Raw genomic sequence first — 15,970 nt, forward strand, 5'->3', positions numbered from 1 at the left:
GGCGCTATCAGGTTGAGGCAAGCAGATGGCTATGACAGTCCATTGCGATATCGTCAGCGCGGAAGGAGAGATCTTCTCCGGCCTGGTCGAGATGGTAGTTGCGCACGGTAACCTGGGTGATCTTGGTATCGCTCCGGGTCACGCGCCGCTGATCACCAATCTCAAGCCTGGTCCGATCACGCTGACCAAGCAGGGTGGCGCCCAAGAGGTGTTCTACATCTCTGGTGGTTTCCTCGAGGTTCAGCCGAACATGGTCAAGGTGCTTGCCGATACCGTGCAACGTGCTGCAGACCTGGATGAAGCTCAGGCTCAGGAAGCCCTCAAGGCTGCCGAGAACGCCCTGAATCTGAAAGGCGCGGACTTCGACTACGGCGCCGCCGCCGCACGTCTGGCCGAGGCCGCAGCTCAGCTGCGTACCGTCCAGCAAATGCGCAGAGGCAAGTAATCGGCCCTCGGCTGATAACTTCTGTAGCGATTGAGTAAAAGGGTAGCCTCGGCTACCCTTTTTCTTTTTCTGATTTTTCCCCCCGGTCATTTCACTGACCACCCAGGATTGGTAGCCAGTAATGTCACTCGATATCGTTATTCTCGCCGCCGGCCAAGGCACCCGCATGCGCTCGGCGCTGCCCAAGGTGCTGCACCCGGTAGCCGGCAACTCCATGCTCGGCCATGTTATCCACAGCGCGCGCCAGTTGCAGCCGCAAGGTATTCATGTGGTCATTGGCCATGGTGCCGAGTTGGTTCGAGAGCGCCTGGCCGCCGACGACCTGAACTTCGTCATGCAGGACAAGCAGCTGGGTACCGGTCATGCGGTTGCCCAGGCACTACCGGCCTTGACCGCCGAAACCGTGCTGGTGCTGTACGGTGATGTGCCGTTGATCGAAGTGGAAACCCTGCAGCGTCTGCTGGCCAAGGCCAACGAGCAGCAACTGGGCCTGCTCACGGTTACCCTCGACGACCCGACCGGCTATGGCCGCATCGTGCGTGACGAGCAGGGCAAGGTGACCGCCATCGTTGAGCACAAGGACGCCAACGAAGCGCAGAAAGCGATCAAGGAAGGCAACACCGGTATTCTGGCCCTGCCAGCCGCGCGCCTGGCCGACTGGATGGGCCGCCTATCGAACAACAACGCTCAGGGCGAGTATTACCTGACCGACGTCATCGCCATGGCTGTGGCCGATGGCCTGGTGGTGGCTACCGAACAGCCGCACGACCCGATGGAAGTGCAAGGTGCCAACGACCGCCGCCAGTTGTCGGAGCTGGAGCGCCACTACCAGTTGCGCGAAGGCCGTCGCCTGATGGCCCAGGGTGTGACCCTGCGCGACCCGGCGCGCTTCGATGTCCGCGGTGAAGTGACCGTTGGCCGTGACGTGCTGATCGACATCAACGTGATTCTCGAAGGCAAGGTGGTCATCGAGGATGATGTGCAGATCGGCCCTAACTGCGTGATCAAGAACACCACCCTGCGCAAAGGCGCAGTGGTCAAGGCCAACAGCCACCTCGAAGGCGCCGTGATGGGCGAGGGCAGCGATGCCGGCCCGTTCGCCCGCCTGCGCCCGGGCAGTGTGCTGGACGCCAAGGCCCATGTGGGTAACTTCGTCGAACTGAAAAACGCCCACCTCGGGGAAGGTGCCAAGGCCGGTCACCTCACCTATCTGGGCGATGCCGAAATCGGTGCGCGCACCAACATCGGCGCCGGCACCATCACCTGCAATTACGATGGCGCCAACAAGTTCAAGACCGTGATGGGCGAGGACGTGTTCATCGGCTCGAACAACTCGTTGGTAGCGCCTGTGGAAATCAAGGCTGGTGCGACCACTGCTGCCGGTTCGACCATCACCCAGACCGTGGAGGCAGGCGACCTGGCGGTGGCTCGTGCACGGCAGCGCAACATCTCGGGTTGGAAGCGGCCGGAAAAGATCAAGAAGAGCTGAGTTATACACAGCTGTTTCGATCGAAAGCCGACTTATGTGAATAAGTCGGCTTTTTTCTTGGTCGTTTGGTGTTACTTGTGGGAGCGGCCTTGTGTCGCGAAAGGGCTGCGAAGCAGCCCCGGCAATATTCGCGTTACCTTTGAAATGATTGGGGCCGCTTTGCGGCCCTTTCGCGACACAAGGCCGCTCCCACAAGGGCATGGCGAGTGCCGGAAGAAACTATCCACAGGCAGTGACACCTTGACGAATCGCTCATCTTAGGTTTTGATTGCCACCATTATCTTTCGAATCGAAACTTAAGCGCTCATGTCGAAACGAAACACCCCGCAGCGGCGGCACAACATCCTGGCTTTGCTCAGCGAGCAGGGCGAGGTGAGTGTGGACGCGTTGGCCAAGCGTTTCGCTACCTCGGAAGTCACCATCCGCAAGGACCTCGCTGCCCTAGAAACCAACGGCCTGTTGCTGCGGCGCTACGGTGGCGCGGTCCCGGTGCCACAAGAGTTGCTCGGCGAACCTGCCCAGCCGGTGTCTTCCTATAAAAAGGCCATCGCCCGCGCCGCCGTCGCACGTATCCGCGAACATGCGCGCATCATCATCGACAGCGGTAGCACCACGGCAGCCATGATCCCCGAACTGGGGCGCCATCCTGGCCTGGTGGTGATGACCAATTCGATGAACGTGGCCCGAGCCATCTGCGACCTCGAACACGAGCCGGTGCTGCTGATGACCGGTGGCACCTGGGACCCGCATTCCGAGTCGTTCCAGGGCCAGGTGGCCGAGCAGGTGTTGCGCTCCTACGATTTCGACCAGCTGTTCATTGGCGCCGACGGCATCGACCTCGGTCGTGGTACCACCACCTTCAACGAACTTCTCGGGCTGAGCCGGGTCATGGCCGAAGTCGCCCGTGAAGTGATCGTGATGGTCGAATCGGACAAGGTAGGGCGCAAGATCCCCAACCTCGAGCTGCCCTGGGGCAGCGTGCACACCCTTATTACCGACGAACGCCTGCCCGCAGCGGCACGCGAACAAATTCAAGCCCGCGGCATCAACTTGATCTGCGCCGCGATCAGCCAGGAGCAATAAACCATGTGTGGAATCGTTGGTGCCGTCGCCGAGCGCAACATCACTGCCATCCTGATCGAAGGCCTCAAGCGTCTTGAGTACCGCGGGTACGACAGCGCCGGCCTGGCCGTCCTCACCCAGAACGGTGAACTGCAGCGCCGTCGCCGTATCGGCAAGGTCAGTGAACTGGAAGCCGCTGCTGCCGCCGAGCCACTGGCCGGCCAGCTGGGCATCGCCCACACTCGCTGGGCCACCCACGGTGCGCCGACCGAGGGCAACGCCCACCCCCACTTCTCGGGCAATGAAGTGGCCGTGGTGCACAACGGCATCATCGAGAACCACGAAGAACTGCGCGAAGAGCTGAAGGGCCTTGGCTATGTCTTCACTTCGCAGACCGATACCGAAGTCATCGTCCACCTGATCCACCACACCCTGAAGAGCATTCCGGACCTGACCGATGCCCTGAAGGCTGCGGTGAAGCGCCTGCATGGTGCTTACGGCCTGGCGCTGATCAGTGCCAAGCAGCCTGACCGCCTGGTAGCTGCACGCAGTGGCAGCCCGCTGGTCATCGGCCTGGGCCTGGGCGAGAACTTCCTGGCGTCCGACCAGCTGGCCCTGCGCCAGGTCACCGACCGCTTCATGTACCTGGAAGAAGGCGACATTGCCGAAATCCGCCGTGACCAGGTCTCCATCTGGGACCAGGATGGCCACAAGGTCCAGCGCGAAACCGTGCAGTACCACGAAGGTGCCGAAGCTGCCGACAAAGGCACCTACCGCCACTTCATGCTCAAGGAAATCCACGAGCAGCCAAGCGTGGTGCAGCGCACCCTGGAAGGTCGCCTGGGCAAGGACAACGTGATGGTCCAGGCCTTCGGCCCGCAGGCTGCCGAACTGTTCGCCAAGGTGCGTAACGTACAGATCGTTGCCTGCGGTACCAGCTACCACGCCGGCATGGTCGCCCGTTACTGGCTGGAAAGCCTGGCCGGCATCCCGTGCCAGGTCGAAGTGGCCAGCGAGTTCCGTTACCGCAAGGTGGTAGTGCAGCCGGACACCCTGTTCGTCTCCATCTCGCAGTCTGGCGAAACCGCCGACACCCTGGCCGCCCTGCGCAACGCCAAGGAGCTGGGCTTCCTCGGCAGCCTGGCGATCTGCAACGTCGGTATCAGCTCGCTGGTGCGTGAGTCGGACCTGACCCTGCTGACCCTGGCCGGCCCGGAAATCGGCGTGGCCTCGACCAAAGCCTTCACCACCCAACTGGTTTCGCTGATGCTGCTGACCCTGGCTCTGGGCCAGGTGCGCGGAACCCTGGAAGCCGGCGTCGAAGCCGAGCTGGTTGAAGAGCTGCGCCGCCTGCCGGCCCGCCTGGGCGAAGCCCTGGCCATGGACGCCACCGTCGAGAAGATCGCCGAACTGTTCGCCGACAAGCACCACACCCTGTTCCTCGGCCGTGGTGCGCAGTACCCGGTGGCGATGGAAGGTGCGCTCAAGCTCAAGGAAATCTCCTACATCCACGCCGAAGCCTACCCGGCAGGCGAGCTGAAGCACGGCCCGCTGGCGCTGGTGGACAGCGACATGCCGGTGGTTACCGTTGCGCCGAACAACGAACTGCTGGAGAAGCTGAAGTCCAACCTGCAGGAAGTACGCGCCCGTGGTGGCGAGCTGGTAGTGTTTGCCGATGAGCAGGCCGGCATGACCAATGGCGAAGGTACCCACGTGATCAAGGTGCCGCACATCGCCGACGCCCTGGCGCCGATCCTGTACACCATCCCGCTGCAGCTGCTGTCTTACTACGTCGCCGTGCTCAAGGGCACCGACGTGGACCAGCCGCGTAACCTGGCCAAGTCGGTTACGGTCGAGTAAGCCAGAAGCCAGGGGCGCTTTGCGCCCCATCGCGACACAAGGCCGCTCCTACAGGAGAACGCAATTTCCTGTAGGAGCGGCCTTGTGTCGCGATGGGCTGCAAAGCAGCCCCCGGCTATCTCACATCAAATCTGCATCGCCATCCCGTCCACATTCATCGCTGCCTGGCGCAAGGCCTCGGAGCGGGTCGGGTGGGGGTGGCAGGTGAGGGCGATGTCTTCCGCCGAGGCCGAGAACTCCATGGCCACGCAGAACTCACCGATCATCTCGCTGACACTTGGGCCTACCAGGTGCACACCCAGCACTTCGTCGGTCTCGGCATCGGCGATGACCTTGGCGAAGCCTTCGGTCTCGTGGTTGATCTTGGCCCGGCTGTTGGCCGTGAACGGGAACTTGCCGACTTTATAGGCACGCCCTTCGGCCTTGAGCTGCTCTTCGGTCTTGCCCACGGTGGCCAGCTCCGGGCGGGTGTAGATCACGCCAGGGATAAGGTTGTAGTTGACCTCGTGGGGCTTGCCGGCGATGCGTTCGATGCAGGCCACCGCTTCGTCTTCGGCTTTGTGCGCCAGCATCGGGCCGGAGGTGACGTCGCCAATCACCCAGATACCCGGCACGGAAGTGCGGTGGTGGTCGTTGCCGAGCATGCCGCGCTTGTCGGTTTCCAGGCCCACGCTTTCCAGGTTCAGCCCTTTGGTATAGGGGCGGCGGCCAATGGCGACCAGTACGTAGTCGGCCTGCAGCGTTTCTGCGGTGCCACCGGCGGCCGGCTCCAGGGTCAGGCTCACGCCTTCGGCGCTGGCGCTGGCCTGGGTCACCTTGCTGCCCAGCTTGAACACCATGCCTTGCTTGGCCAGGGCCTTCTGCAGGGTCTTGGCGGTTTCTTCGTCGGTGCCCGAGCAGATGCGGTCGAGGTATTCGATGACCGTGACCTGGCTGCCCAGGCGGCGCCATACCGAACCCAGCTCAAGGCCGATCACGCCGGCGCCGATGACGACCAGGTGCTTGGGCACCTGTGGCAGCGACAGCGCGCCGGTCGAGTCGATGATGCGCTGGTTGTCGATGGTCACGCCTGGCAGGGGCGTAGGTTCGGAGCCGGTGGCAATGACAATGTCCTTGGCCTGCAGTGCGGTTTCGCTACCGTCCTCAGCCTTGACCACGACCTTGCCGACGCCGTCCAGGCGGCCCCAGCCCTTGATCCAGTCGACCTTGTTCTTGCGGAACAGGTACTCGATGCCCTTGGTCAGGCCGGTCACGCTCTCGTCCTTCTGTTTCATCATCTGGGCGAGGTTGAGGGTAGGTTTGACTTCGATACCGAGGTGGGCGAACTCGTCACCACTGGCGGCTTCGTACAGCTCGGAAGCATGCAGCAATGCCTTGGAGGGCATGCAGCCCACGTTCAGGCAGGTGCCGCCCAAGGTCTGGCGGCCTTCCACGCAGGCTACGCTCAGGCCCAGTTGGCCGGCGCGGATGGCTGCGTTGTAGCCGCCAGGGCCACCGCCGATGATCACCACGTCATAGGATTTCATGGGTTCAACTCCAGGATGAAGAAGCGCAAGAGGGGCACAAGGTTAAGCTGAGATGCAAAAATTGTATACAATCTGCTGCGTGGATAAGATCAGTTGGTTCTAGACCATGGTCTCGTTTAGAGGAAACATCCCACGAATGAACTACTCTGATCCGGCGACGTTCGAAATATCAGGCGTCGTGGCCAAATACGGACAGGAGGGTCGTTCATGCTTGCGCAACTTCCACCGGCACTGCAGAGCCTGCATCTGCCGCTGCGGCTGAAACTGTGGGACGGTAACCAGTTCGATCTGGGGCCTAGCCCGCAGGTCACTATCCTGGTCAAGGAGCCACAGCTGATCAGCCAGTTGAGCCACCCGAGCATGGACCAGCTGGGCACAGCTTTCGTCGAAGGCAAGCTGGAGCTGGAGGGCGATATTGGTGAGGCCATCCGCGTATGCGATGAGCTGAGCGAAGCGCTACTGACCGATGAGGACGACGCCCCACCGGAGCGCCGGGCCCATGACAAGAGCACCGACGCCGAAGCCATTTCCTACCATTACGATGTTTCCAACGCGTTCTACCAGCTATGGCTGGATCAGGACATGGCCTACTCGTGCGCCTACTTCCGCGAGCCGGACAACACCCTGGATCAGGCACAGCAGGACAAATTCGATCATCTATGCCGCAAGCTGCGCCTGGACGCAGGTGAGTACCTGCTCGACGTCGGCTGCGGCTGGGGCGGGCTGGCGCGTTTCGCTGCTCGCGAATATGGCGCCAAGGTGTTTGGTATCACCTTGAGCAAGGAGCAACTCAAGCTCGGTCGCGAGCGGGTGAAGGCAGAGGGGTTGGCCGACAAGGTCGACCTGCAGATTCTCGACTATCGCGACCTGCCTCAGGATGGCCGCTTCGACAAGGTTGTCAGCGTTGGCATGTTCGAGCATGTCGGGCATGCCAACCTGGCGCTGTATAGCCAGAAGCTGTTCGGTGCCGTGAGGGAAGGGGGGCTGGTGATGAATCACGGTATCACCGCCAAGCATGTCGATGGCCGCCCGGTCGGGCGTGGCGCTGGCGAGTTCATCGATCGCTACGTCTTCCCCCATGGCGAGCTGCCGCACCTGTCGATGATCAGTGCCAGCATCTGTGAAGCGGGACTGGAGGTGGTAGACGTGGAAAGCCTGCGTTTGCACTACGCCAAGACCTTGCACCACTGGAGCGAGAACCTGGAGAATCAGCTGCACAAGGCGGCGGCGCTGGTGCCCGAGAAGACTTTGCGCATCTGGCGCCTGTACCTGGCCGGGTGTGCCTATGCCTTCCAGAAAGGCTGGATCAACCTGCATCAGATCCTGGCCGTGAAGCCGTACGCCGATGGGCACCATGACCTGCCTTGGACGCGTGAAGACCTGTATCGCTGAATTGCTCCAAAGCATGCAAGCGCGCCACCATACCCTGTGGGAGCGGGTTTACCCGCGAATGCGTCGGTACAGCCACTGACGTCTTCGCGGGTAAACCCGCTCCCACAAGGTCCGCGATAACCAGAGAGGGGCGTACTCGCATCAGAGAATCGGCGAAATCAGCCGCGCAATCCGCATCCCCAGTTGCTGCAGGCGGTGGGTATCGCGGCTGTCCTCCGCAGTAATTTCCCGTGCCTGTTCAAAGTCATTGTTCAGCATGTTCTCGACCTGGTCAGCGAAGCCGCGGTCGACCGTGAGCAGGGTAATTTCGAAGTTCAGGCGGAAGGAGCGGTTGTCCAGGTTGGCACTGCCAATCGCGCTGACATCGTCATCCACCAGCACCACCTTCTGATGCAGGAAGCCCGGTTGGTAGCGGAACATGCGCACACCCGCACGTACCGCTTCGAAGGCGAAAAGGCTGGAGGCGGCATAGACGATGCGATGGTCTGGGCGTGACGGAATCAGCACTCGCACATCGACCCCACGCAGTACCGCCAAACGCAATGCGGCGAACACCGCCTCGTCGGGGATGAAGTACGGGCTGGTGATCCACACGCGCCGGGTGGCTGAATGGATCGCCTCAAGGAAGAACAGCGAGCAGGTTTCCTGTGGGTCGGCCGGGCCGCTGGCCAAGGCTTGGCACAGCACGCCGTTGTCTGGGTAGGCATCCGGCAGAATCAGCGGTGGTAGCTGGCGCGTGGCCCAGTACCAGTCTTCGGCGAACGATTCCTGCAGGCAGGCCAGCACTGGCCCGCTGATCTGCACATGGGTGTCGCGCCAGGGTGAGAGCTGCGGATGGCCACCGAGGTACTCATCGCCCACGTTGTGCCCGCCGATGAAACCGAGCAAGCCATCCACCACCACGATCTTGCGGTGGTTACGGAAGTTCACCTGGAAGCGGTTGAACCAGCCACGACGGGTTGCGAAGGCATGAATCTGTACACCACCGTCGCGCAGCAACTGGCTGTAGCTTGCCGGCAAGGCATGGCTACCGACACGGTCATACAGCACGAACACCCGCACCCCCTCGGCGGCCTTGCGCAGCAGCAGTTGCTGCAGCGCTTTGCCAAGGTTGTCGTCATGGATGATGAAGAACTGCACCAACACCACGTCGCAGGCTTTTTCGATGGCGGCGAATATTGCATCGAATGTTGCCTTGCCATCGATCAGCAGCTTCACCTCGTTATTGGCAAGGCAGGGCATGCGCCCGAGTTTGGGCATGGCGCGCAAGGCCGCATAGCTTTCCGACTCGCGGGCGGTAAGGGCTTCTTCTACCCAAGGCCGCCAGTTGAGGTTGGCCATGGCCACATGCATTTCCTGGTTGGCCTGGCGCCGGGCCTTGATGTAGGCATAGAACGAGCGCGCACCGAAGATCAGGTAAGGGATCAGAGTGAGGTAGGGGATAAAGAACAACGGCATGGCCCAGGCGATTGCGCCTTGGGCAGTGCGCACGGTGAACAGTGCGTGCAGTGCGGCGACGATACCCAGCAGGTGAACCAGGCCGAGTAGGTAACCGAAGAAGTAGGGGCTGTGGTAGTCCATATGCATCCTGCTTGCCGAGTACACTTGAGTAACAGAACACGTTCCCGGTCCGCCTTGCAACCTGCAGGTGGATTTGGCGTCTAAGGCTCAGCCCGGCCCGCTTGGCCGGCTTTTTCCAGGAGCGTTCGTCCATGAAGATTCGTCTGCCACTGTTGGCGTTGGCCCTAGGTGTGAGCAGCCCGCTGGTGCATGCTCAGATGCTACAGCCAGGTTTGTGGGAGCTGACCACCAGCAACATGCAGGTCGATGGCAAGCCGTTACCCGACATGGAGTTCATGCTCGGCCAGTTGAAGAACCTGCCGCCAGAGCAGCGCGCGATGATGGAAGGGGTGCTGGCCAAGCAGGGAGTGACTGTTGGGGGTAAGGGGGTACGCTCGTGCCTGACGCCAGAACAAGTGGCAACCAACGATATCCCGCTGCAGGACCCGAAGTCAGGGTGTACCCAGAAGATCACCGACCGCACCGGCAATGTGTGGAAGTTCCAGTTCAGCTGCCCCAAAGCGCAGGGCAGCGGCCAGGCCACTTTCCTCAGTGACCGGGAATTCACCACCCAGGTCAATGGAACCTTCAACGCCTCGGGTGTACAGCAGCAAGGCAGCATGAACACCCGTGCCGTGTGGTTGGGCAATGACTGCGGCTCGGTCAAGCCGCGCAGCTGACATCCCATTGCCACTGGCTGGTCGCGACAGCATCGTGGGCATGCAGGCTTTCTGCATGTTCCACGCGCAGCTTGAAGGCCGTGCTCCATTCCATTTGCCGTAGCGCCTTGTGCAGGCGTCGTGCGGCGTCCTCGCAGAACATCAGGTTCTGGCCGTTGGCCAAGGCAAAGGCTTGTTCGTCTGCGCGCTTCACTGCGGTCTGCACCGCTGTCCCCAGGCTTGCTTCTATGCGGTCGATCAACTCGGTGATTGGCAGAACCTGCTGATTGCTGCGCAGTCTTACCTGGATTTGCGCGCTACTACGTTGGCTATGGGGCGTCGCTACGATGCCTTCGGCGCTGCCAAGCCACTGCAACACTGCGGATTTGTCGACCTGCTCGGCGCTGAAATGCGTCTGGAACTGCTGCTGAATCAGCTGCCGTGCAAGTGCAGCCGAGCATGGGCAGGTCGAGGAGTAAGGGACGGAAACGGATAGTTCCACGTGGAACATTTCATTTTCGATCCTTGCATCGACTGTGACGGCATAGCTTTTCCAACCCTCCAGCGGGCTGATCAATGCAGGCCTTTTCAGCAGATGCTCGAAGCGCAGACGCAGATAGGCGGCGGAAGAAAGGCCTTCGTGGCTGCTGAGGAAGTCACCCAGCAGCTGGCGGATGGTGAGCGGCGTCAGAGGCTGATGCTCCAACGACTCCAGGGCGAGATAAAGCCGCGACATATGGATACCGCGTGAGCTGCCGTCTACCAGGCTAACGCCGGCATCGACAGTGGCAGCTACTGTGCGCCCTTCGAACTGCACAGGTTGGGCGATCCCGCACATACCCACCCAGTTCAAAGGCAGGGCGTAGTCATGGGTTTGTGCGGCAATGTCGGGGAGCTTGAGCTGAGTCATCTGGTATTCCAAACAAAAGGGAGATCAGCGGCCACCACCGATCAAGCTGCAATGCCGGGAGGGGCACCCTGGCACGTGGCGGGTTCATTTGTAGTCCCGGTGGGCATTCGTTCGTCACGAACGGCTTGGCGAAATTGTATTGTTACTTGATAACATTGCGCAATGCATCGTTTCGAATGCGCTCGCCTGAAGAGGTTTCGCCATGTCCAACCGTCTCCCTGTCACCGTGCTGTCCGGCTTCCTTGGCGCCGGCAAGAGCACCTTGCTCAACCATGTGCTGCGTAACCGCGACAACCTGCGGGTTGCGGTCATCGTCAATGACATGAGCGAAATCAACATCGATGCCAGCGAGGTGCAGCGCAACGTAAGCCTCAACCGTGCCGAGGAGAAGCTGGTGGAGATGAGCAATGGCTGCATCTGCTGCACGCTGCGTGAAGACCTGCTCGAGGAAGTGGCGCGGCTGGCCGAAGAGGGGCGTTTCGATTATTTGCTGATCGAGTCCACGGGGATCTCGGAGCCACTGCCGGTGGCCGAGACCTTCACCTTCCGCGACGAACAGGGCCGCAGCCTGTCCGACATGGCGCGCCTGGACACCATGGTCACTGTGGTCGATGGCCTGAACTTCCTGCGTGATTACCAGGCAGCAGACAGCCTGGCCAGCCGTGGCGAAACCCTGGGTGAGGAGGACGAGCGCTCGATCAGTGACTTGCTGATCGAGCAGGTCGAGTTCGCCGATGTACTGTTGCTGAGCAAGATCGACCTGATCAGCCAGCACGAGCGCGAAGAGCTCATGGCCATTCTGCGCAGCCTCAATGCCCGGGCGCAGATCGTGCCCATGGTCATGGGCCAGGTACCGCTGGAACGCATCCTCGACACCGGCCTGTTCGACTTCGACCAGGCCGCCCAGGCACCGGGCTGGCTGCAAGAGTTACGCGGCGAGCATGTGCCGGAAACCGAAGAGTACGGCATTGCCGCCACCACCTGGCAGGCCCGGCGCCCCCTTCATCCACAGCGCTTTTTCGATTTTATCCACACGCCCTGGAGCAATGGCCGACTGCTGCGTTCGAAAGGCTTTTTCTGGCTGGCCAGCAAATACCAGGAGGCCGGCAGCTGGTCGCAGGCAGGTGGCATGATGCGCCATGGTCTGGCGGGCCGCTGGTGGCGTTTCGTGCCGCGCGAGCAGTGGCCACAGGATGTGGATAACACCACCGCGATCTTGAAGAACTGGGTTGCCGAGAGCGGTGACTGCCGCCAGGAACTGGTGTTCATCGGGCAGAATATCGACTTCGAAAAATTATCCACAGCACTCGATGCATGCCTTTTGACCGATCAGGAAATGGAATTGGGGCACATGGGCTGGTTGCGCCTGCCCGATCCGTTCGGTCCATGGCATGAGGAGGCGGCAGCATGAACCCTGCACGCAAGCCTGTGGATATTTTTCAGGTATTTGGCGAGACACCGCAGGTGCTGACCGATGTGCTGCAGGATGGCGTGAACCTGGCGGTATGGCGCCGACGCTTGCCGCCACAACTGGAGGACTTTGCCGCCCTGGTAGTCAGCCTCGGCCAGCCCTTGGCAGACCAGCGCGTTATCGATGTGGACGAGCAGCACATGCCGGTATTCACCGAACTCTTGCGCGAAGCGGCCGACTTGCACGGCTATGAGGCATTCGTGGCGGATGTGGCTTGGCTGGTGGCGGCCTATACCTGCCTGGTGGGTGCGCAGCGGGTAGGTTTGCGCCTGCGGGTACTGACAGGCCCGATGTGCCCGCGCTTCCATGTGGATAACGTTCCGCTGCGTCTGCTCACTACCTACGCAGGCCCAGGTAGCGAGTGGTTGAAAGAGGACGCGAGCCCTCGTGGCAACTTACACACAGCAATACTGCCTGTGGATAACGTTCAGCACCTGCAAGCTGGCGACGTGGCTGTGCTCAAAGGTGAAAAGTGGCAGGGCAACGAAGGCGCGGGTCTGGTGCACCGCTCGCCCTCGGGGCAGCTGGGGCGCCTGCTGCTCAGCCTTGACTGGCTGGCCTGACAGCGCATAGTGAGGCATCCCCATCGCCCGAAGCCGCCCCATGCTGCAGAACATTCCCACCCACGTGATTGCCGGCCCGCTGGGGGCCGGCAAGACCACCCTGATCCGTCACCTGCTGGCCCAGCGCCCCGCCAATGAGCGCTGGGCGGTATTGATCAACGAATTCGGCCTGGTAGGCCTGGATGCGGCCTTGCTCAGCCGTGACGAAGACGGCATCGCCATCGGCGAGGTCGCAGGTGGCTGCCTGTGCTGCGTCAATGGCATGCCGTTTCAGGTGGGCCTGGGCCGACTGCTGCGCAAATCCCGCCCTGACCGGCTGTTCATCGAGCCGTCCGGGCTGGGTCATCCCTTGCAGTTGCTTGCTCAGTTGCAAAAAGCCCCTTGGGCTGGAGTGCTGACAATACAGCCCCTTCTGATGGTCGTGGACGCGCAGTCGATGGTCCGGAACGAGCAGCTTCCGGAGGCTCAACAGCAGGCGTTCGATGCTGCTGAAAGCGTTGTCTTGAACAAATCAGAGGCTGTGGATGAAAGTACTAAGTTGTTGATAACTGATAGATTTCATCAAAAGAAAATCTTTTGGACCGTCCAAGGTAGGCTGCCCTTGTCGGACCTTCCGGCTGTAACTAATGGCATTGTCGACAGCTCGGTTGTGGATAACAGGATTGTCGACAATCTTGTAAATCCACCGACAGCGCTATGGGCAGACCCCGGGCAGCCGATCTGTCTTGCACAGCAGGGAGAGGGAGGTTGGAGCATCGGCTGGCGCTGGCACCCTGGCCAGCAGTTTTATCCACAGCGGCTGCAGGCGTTCTTGCGGGCTTGGCCGTGGCGGCGCGCGAAGGGGGTTATCCACAGCGTGGAGGGCTGGCAATCATTCAATGGCCTGAATGGGGACATGCCTGCCTGGCAGCCAAGCGACTGGCGCAGGGATACGCGTATCGAGCTGATTTTCGACCAGCCGCAATCGCAATCCGCGCTGCAGGCCGGGTTGAGCGAATGTCGTGTCGGTTGATCAGTTGCGCCAGCGGTTGTGCTCCTGGCGCCACTGCTGCATCTCGATGACATTGTCGGTGCGCGGTGGGGTCTTGATCTCGAAGGGGTAGGGCGCCAGTTCAATCTGCACGCTGTGGGCGCCGAACTGGGTCACGGTACCGGGGTGGCGCTGCTCGCCCGTGACGGTGAACTCGAAGGCGTAGACGCGCGCCAGGCGCTTGCGGCCGTTGGCGTCACGGACAAAGGCGATACGCTTGAGTGCGACCGCGTCGTCGAGCAGTTCGAGGTCGAGCTTGGCGCAATGCTGTTTGACCCGTTCCAGGGCTTTCTCGCGCAACCCGTGGTTGTGCCACAACCAGGCGCCTGCCGTGGCGACCAGCATCAGGACGAAGAGGTTTTCCAGGGTCAACATTTGCGTATGCTCCAAACAGGTCGATCCAGCTTAACTGCGTCCCTGGCCTGTCGTACAGGTGGCAATCGAGTTCATACTGCGTTGCGCACAATCCCTGAAACAGCTTTGGAAACCTCCTGCATGAAACGTACCCCGCACCTGCTCGCCATCCAGTCCCACGTGGTGTTCGGCCACGCCGGCAACAGCGCCGCGGTGTTTCCCATGCAGCGTATCGGGGTCAATGTGTGGCCGCTCAATACCGTGCAGTTCTCCAATCACACACAGTATGGCCAGTGGGCGGGTGAAGTGCTTGCCCCCGCGCAAATTCCTGCGTTGGTGGAAGGCATTTCCAACATCGGCGAACTGGGCCATTGCGACGCGGTGCTGTCCGGTTATCTGGGCAGCGCCGAACAAGGTCGGGCGATTCTGGCCGGCGTCGAGCGGATCAAGGCAGTCAACTCAAAGGCTTTGTACCTTTGCGACCCGGTCATGGGGCACCCTGAGAAGGGCTGCATCGTGCCAGCGGAAGTCAGCGAGTTCCTGCTCGACGAGGCGGCTGCCAGGGCTGACATCCTGTGCCCCAACCAGCTGGAACTGGACAGCTTCTGTGGCCGCCGAGCGCAGTCGCTGGAGGACTGCGTGAACATGGCGCGCAGCCTGTTGCAGCGCGGGCCGCAGGTGGTGCTGGTCAAGCACCTGGCCTACCCCGGGCGCGCCGAGGACCAGTTCGAGATGCTGCTGGTGACCGCCGAGCAAAGCTGGCACCTGCGCCGCCCGCTGCTGGCGTTCCCGCGGCAGCCGGTAGGGGTGGGTGACCTGACTTCAGGCCTGTTCCTGGCCCGCGTGCTGCTCGGCGACAGCTGGGTGCAGGCGTTCGAATTCACCGCTGCGGCCGTACACGAAGTGCTGCTCGAAACCCAGGCCTGCTCCAGCTATGAACTGCAGCTGGTGCGGGCCCAGGACCGCATTGCGCACCCGAGGGTGCGCTTCGAGGCACAGCTGCTGGCGCTTTAAATCGCGTCGGTTTTCAGGTCCTGGTAGCGCTTTTCCAGCTCCTGACGGATCTGTCGGCGCTGCTGGCCCTGCAGGAAGCGGCGCTTTTCTTCACTGCTTTGCGGCTGGCGCGGCGGCACCTGCACCGGGCGACGGTTGTCGTCGACCGCGACCATGGTGAAGAAGCAGCTGTTGGAATGGCGCACCGAGCGCTCGCGGATGTTCTCGGTCACCACCTTGATGCCCACCTCCATCGAGGTGTTGCCGGTGTAATTGACCGACGCCAGGAAGGTCACAAGTTCACCCACGTGCACCGGCTCACGGAAGATCACCTGGTCAACCGACAGGGTGACTACATAGCTGCCGGCATAGCGGCTGGCGCACGCATAGGCCACTTCGTCGAGGTACTTGAGCAGGGTGCCGCCATGTACGTTGCCAGAAAAGTTGGCCATGTCCGGGGTCATCAGGACGGTCATGCTCAGCTGGGCGTTTCCAGGTTCCATAGTGTGCTCACGGTGAGGTTGCGCTGAATCGGGCGAATGGGGGGCATTATCTGCAGACACTTCTGTTCCCCTCTTTTGAATTTGCCTTCCTGGTACGGGACGTTGGCTGACGCTCCATCGTCACGCCGATCATGCCATCAGCGGCGCTTTTCC

15 protein-coding genes are annotated in these 15,970 nt (G+C 61.5%); 10 read left to right on the forward strand and 5 right to left on the reverse strand.

The window, feature by feature from the left end:
- The first annotated feature begins 25 nt into the window (after positions 1–25).
- The 4 genes from ACGLHT_RS00975 (at position 26) to glmS (ending at position 4,856) form a co-directional block, all read left to right on the forward strand.
- Positions 26–445, forward strand: coding sequence for a F0F1 ATP synthase subunit epsilon (locus tag ACGLHT_RS00975; RefSeq protein ID WP_003260039.1), 420 nt, complete (start codon positions 26–28; stop codon positions 443–445).
- 121 nt (positions 446–566) lie between these two features.
- Positions 567–1,934, forward strand: a complete 1,368-nt coding sequence (glmU, locus tag ACGLHT_RS00980; RefSeq protein WP_075046820.1) for a bifunctional UDP-N-acetylglucosamine diphosphorylase/glucosamine-1-phosphate N-acetyltransferase GlmU — start codon at positions 567–569, stop codon at positions 1,932–1,934.
- Positions 1,935–2,240: 306 nt separating this feature from the next.
- Positions 2,241–3,017 (forward strand): DeoR/GlpR family DNA-binding transcription regulator, encoded by a 777-nt coding sequence (locus ACGLHT_RS00985; protein WP_015268400.1) that lies wholly within the window; start codon positions 2,241–2,243, stop codon positions 3,015–3,017.
- 3 nt (positions 3,018–3,020) lie between these two features.
- Positions 3,021–4,856 carry a glutamine--fructose-6-phosphate transaminase (isomerizing) gene (gene glmS / locus ACGLHT_RS00990; RefSeq protein WP_025341159.1) on the forward strand — a complete coding sequence of 612 codons (1,836 nt, stop codon included), beginning with the start codon at positions 3,021–3,023 and terminating at the stop codon, positions 4,854–4,856.
- 125 nt (positions 4,857–4,981) lie between these two features.
- On the opposite strand, the gene lpdA is transcribed toward glmS, so the two are convergent.
- On the reverse strand, positions 4,982–6,382 hold the full coding sequence (gene lpdA, locus ACGLHT_RS00995) for a dihydrolipoyl dehydrogenase (RefSeq protein ID WP_274119886.1): 1,401 nt from the start codon (positions 6,380–6,382) through the stop codon (positions 4,982–4,984).
- Between the two features lie 207 nt (positions 6,383–6,589).
- Between lpdA and cfaB the strand changes: the two genes are divergently transcribed.
- Entirely contained in the window at positions 6,590–7,774 is a 1,185-nt protein-coding gene (gene cfaB / locus ACGLHT_RS01000) for a C17 cyclopropane fatty acid synthase CfaB (protein ID WP_025341157.1), read from the forward strand.
- Between the two features lie 141 nt (positions 7,775–7,915).
- On the opposite strand, the gene cls is transcribed toward cfaB, so the two are convergent.
- Positions 7,916–9,355 carry a cardiolipin synthase gene (gene cls, locus ACGLHT_RS01005; RefSeq protein WP_274119885.1) on the reverse strand — a complete coding sequence of 480 codons (1,440 nt, stop codon included), beginning with the start codon at positions 9,353–9,355 and terminating at the stop codon, positions 7,916–7,918.
- Positions 9,356–9,486: 131 nt separating this feature from the next.
- Here cls and ACGLHT_RS01010 point away from each other — a divergent pair, with 131 nt between their 5' ends.
- A complete protein-coding gene (locus ACGLHT_RS01010; RefSeq protein ID WP_015272374.1) occupies positions 9,487–10,014 on the forward strand; it encodes a DUF3617 domain-containing protein in 528 nt (175 codons plus the stop codon).
- Here the strand turns inward: ACGLHT_RS01010 and folE2 are convergent.
- Positions 9,998–10,903 carry a GTP cyclohydrolase FolE2 gene (gene folE2 / locus ACGLHT_RS01015; protein ID WP_137162689.1) on the reverse strand — a complete coding sequence of 302 codons (906 nt, stop codon included), beginning with the start codon at positions 10,901–10,903 and terminating at the stop codon, positions 9,998–10,000. The genes ACGLHT_RS01010 and folE2 overlap by 17 nt on opposite strands.
- Positions 10,904–11,105: 202 nt before the next feature.
- Between folE2 and zigA the strand changes: the two genes are divergently transcribed.
- Genes zigA through ACGLHT_RS01030 form a run of 3 tightly spaced genes read left to right on the forward strand, consistent with a single transcriptional unit; the run spans position 11,106 to position 13,949 of the window.
- Positions 11,106–12,314, forward strand: a complete 1,209-nt coding sequence (gene zigA, locus ACGLHT_RS01020) for a zinc metallochaperone GTPase ZigA (protein ID WP_137162688.1) — start codon at positions 11,106–11,108, stop codon at positions 12,312–12,314.
- The gene (locus ACGLHT_RS01025; protein ID WP_075046795.1) at positions 12,311–12,937 is read left to right on the forward strand and encodes a DUF1826 domain-containing protein; all 627 of its coding nucleotides are present in this window, start codon (positions 12,311–12,313) and stop codon (positions 12,935–12,937) included. Before zigA ends, ACGLHT_RS01025 begins: the two co-directional genes overlap by 4 nt.
- 40 nt (positions 12,938–12,977) lie before the next feature.
- A complete protein-coding gene (locus ACGLHT_RS01030; RefSeq protein ID WP_137162687.1) occupies positions 12,978–13,949 on the forward strand; it encodes a GTP-binding protein in 972 nt (323 codons plus the stop codon).
- Here ACGLHT_RS01030 and ACGLHT_RS01035 read toward each other — a convergent pair whose 3' ends face one another.
- The gene (locus ACGLHT_RS01035; RefSeq protein ID WP_015272369.1) at positions 13,950–14,342 is read right to left on the reverse strand and encodes a DUF3301 domain-containing protein; all 393 of its coding nucleotides are present in this window, start codon (positions 14,340–14,342) and stop codon (positions 13,950–13,952) included.
- Between the two features lie 120 nt (positions 14,343–14,462).
- On the opposite strand from ACGLHT_RS01035, the gene pdxY reads away from it, so the two are divergent.
- Positions 14,463–15,335, forward strand: coding sequence for a pyridoxal kinase PdxY (gene pdxY, locus ACGLHT_RS01040; RefSeq protein ID WP_137162686.1), 873 nt, complete (start codon positions 14,463–14,465; stop codon positions 15,333–15,335).
- Here pdxY and ACGLHT_RS01045 read toward each other — a convergent pair.
- Positions 15,332–15,817, reverse strand: a complete 486-nt coding sequence (locus ACGLHT_RS01045) for an acyl-CoA thioesterase (protein ID WP_003260046.1) — start codon at positions 15,815–15,817, stop codon at positions 15,332–15,334. The two genes, pdxY and ACGLHT_RS01045, sit on opposite strands and share 4 nt — an antisense overlap.
- Between the last annotated feature and the right edge of the window lie 153 nt (positions 15,818–15,970).

The sequence above is a fragment of the Pseudomonas sp. PsB genome, from assembly GCF_043658375.1.
GTDB lineage: Bacteria > Pseudomonadota > Gammaproteobacteria > Pseudomonadales > Pseudomonadaceae > Aquipseudomonas > Aquipseudomonas putida_Z.

What these genes read in the sequence shown, in the direction of transcription:
- glmS (WP_025341159.1), top strand. Translation starts at nt 3,021, where the DNA reads ATGTGTGGAATCGTTGGTGCCGTCGCCGAGCGCAACATCACTGCCATC.
- ACGLHT_RS01035 (WP_015272369.1), bottom strand. Translation starts at nt 14,342, where the DNA reads ATGTTGACCCTGGAAAACCTCTTCGTCCTGATGCTGGTCGCCACGGCA.
- glmU (WP_075046820.1), top strand. Translation starts at nt 567, where the DNA reads ATGTCACTCGATATCGTTATTCTCGCCGCCGGCCAAGGCACCCGCATG.
- ACGLHT_RS01045 (WP_003260046.1), bottom strand. Translation starts at nt 15,817, where the DNA reads ATGGAACCTGGAAACGCCCAGCTGAGCATGACCGTCCTGATGACCCCG.
- ACGLHT_RS01010 (WP_015272374.1), top strand. Translation starts at nt 9,487, where the DNA reads ATGAAGATTCGTCTGCCACTGTTGGCGTTGGCCCTAGGTGTGAGCAGC.
- ACGLHT_RS01030 (WP_137162687.1), top strand. Translation starts at nt 12,978, where the DNA reads ATGCTGCAGAACATTCCCACCCACGTGATTGCCGGCCCGCTGGGGGCC.
- cfaB (WP_025341157.1), top strand. Translation starts at nt 6,590, where the DNA reads ATGCTTGCGCAACTTCCACCGGCACTGCAGAGCCTGCATCTGCCGCTG.
- ACGLHT_RS01025 (WP_075046795.1), top strand. Translation starts at nt 12,311, where the DNA reads ATGAACCCTGCACGCAAGCCTGTGGATATTTTTCAGGTATTTGGCGAG.
- folE2 (WP_137162689.1), bottom strand. Translation starts at nt 10,903, where the DNA reads ATGACTCAGCTCAAGCTCCCCGACATTGCCGCACAAACCCATGACTAC.
- zigA (WP_137162688.1), top strand. Translation starts at nt 11,106, where the DNA reads ATGTCCAACCGTCTCCCTGTCACCGTGCTGTCCGGCTTCCTTGGCGCC.
- cls (WP_274119885.1), bottom strand. Translation starts at nt 9,355, where the DNA reads ATGGACTACCACAGCCCCTACTTCTTCGGTTACCTACTCGGCCTGGTT.
- pdxY (WP_137162686.1), top strand. Translation starts at nt 14,463, where the DNA reads ATGAAACGTACCCCGCACCTGCTCGCCATCCAGTCCCACGTGGTGTTC.
- lpdA (WP_274119886.1), bottom strand. Translation starts at nt 6,382, where the DNA reads ATGAAATCCTATGACGTGGTGATCATCGGCGGTGGCCCTGGCGGCTAC.
- ACGLHT_RS00975 (WP_003260039.1), top strand. Translation starts at nt 26, where the DNA reads ATGGCTATGACAGTCCATTGCGATATCGTCAGCGCGGAAGGAGAGATC.
- ACGLHT_RS00985 (WP_015268400.1), top strand. Translation starts at nt 2,241, where the DNA reads ATGTCGAAACGAAACACCCCGCAGCGGCGGCACAACATCCTGGCTTTG.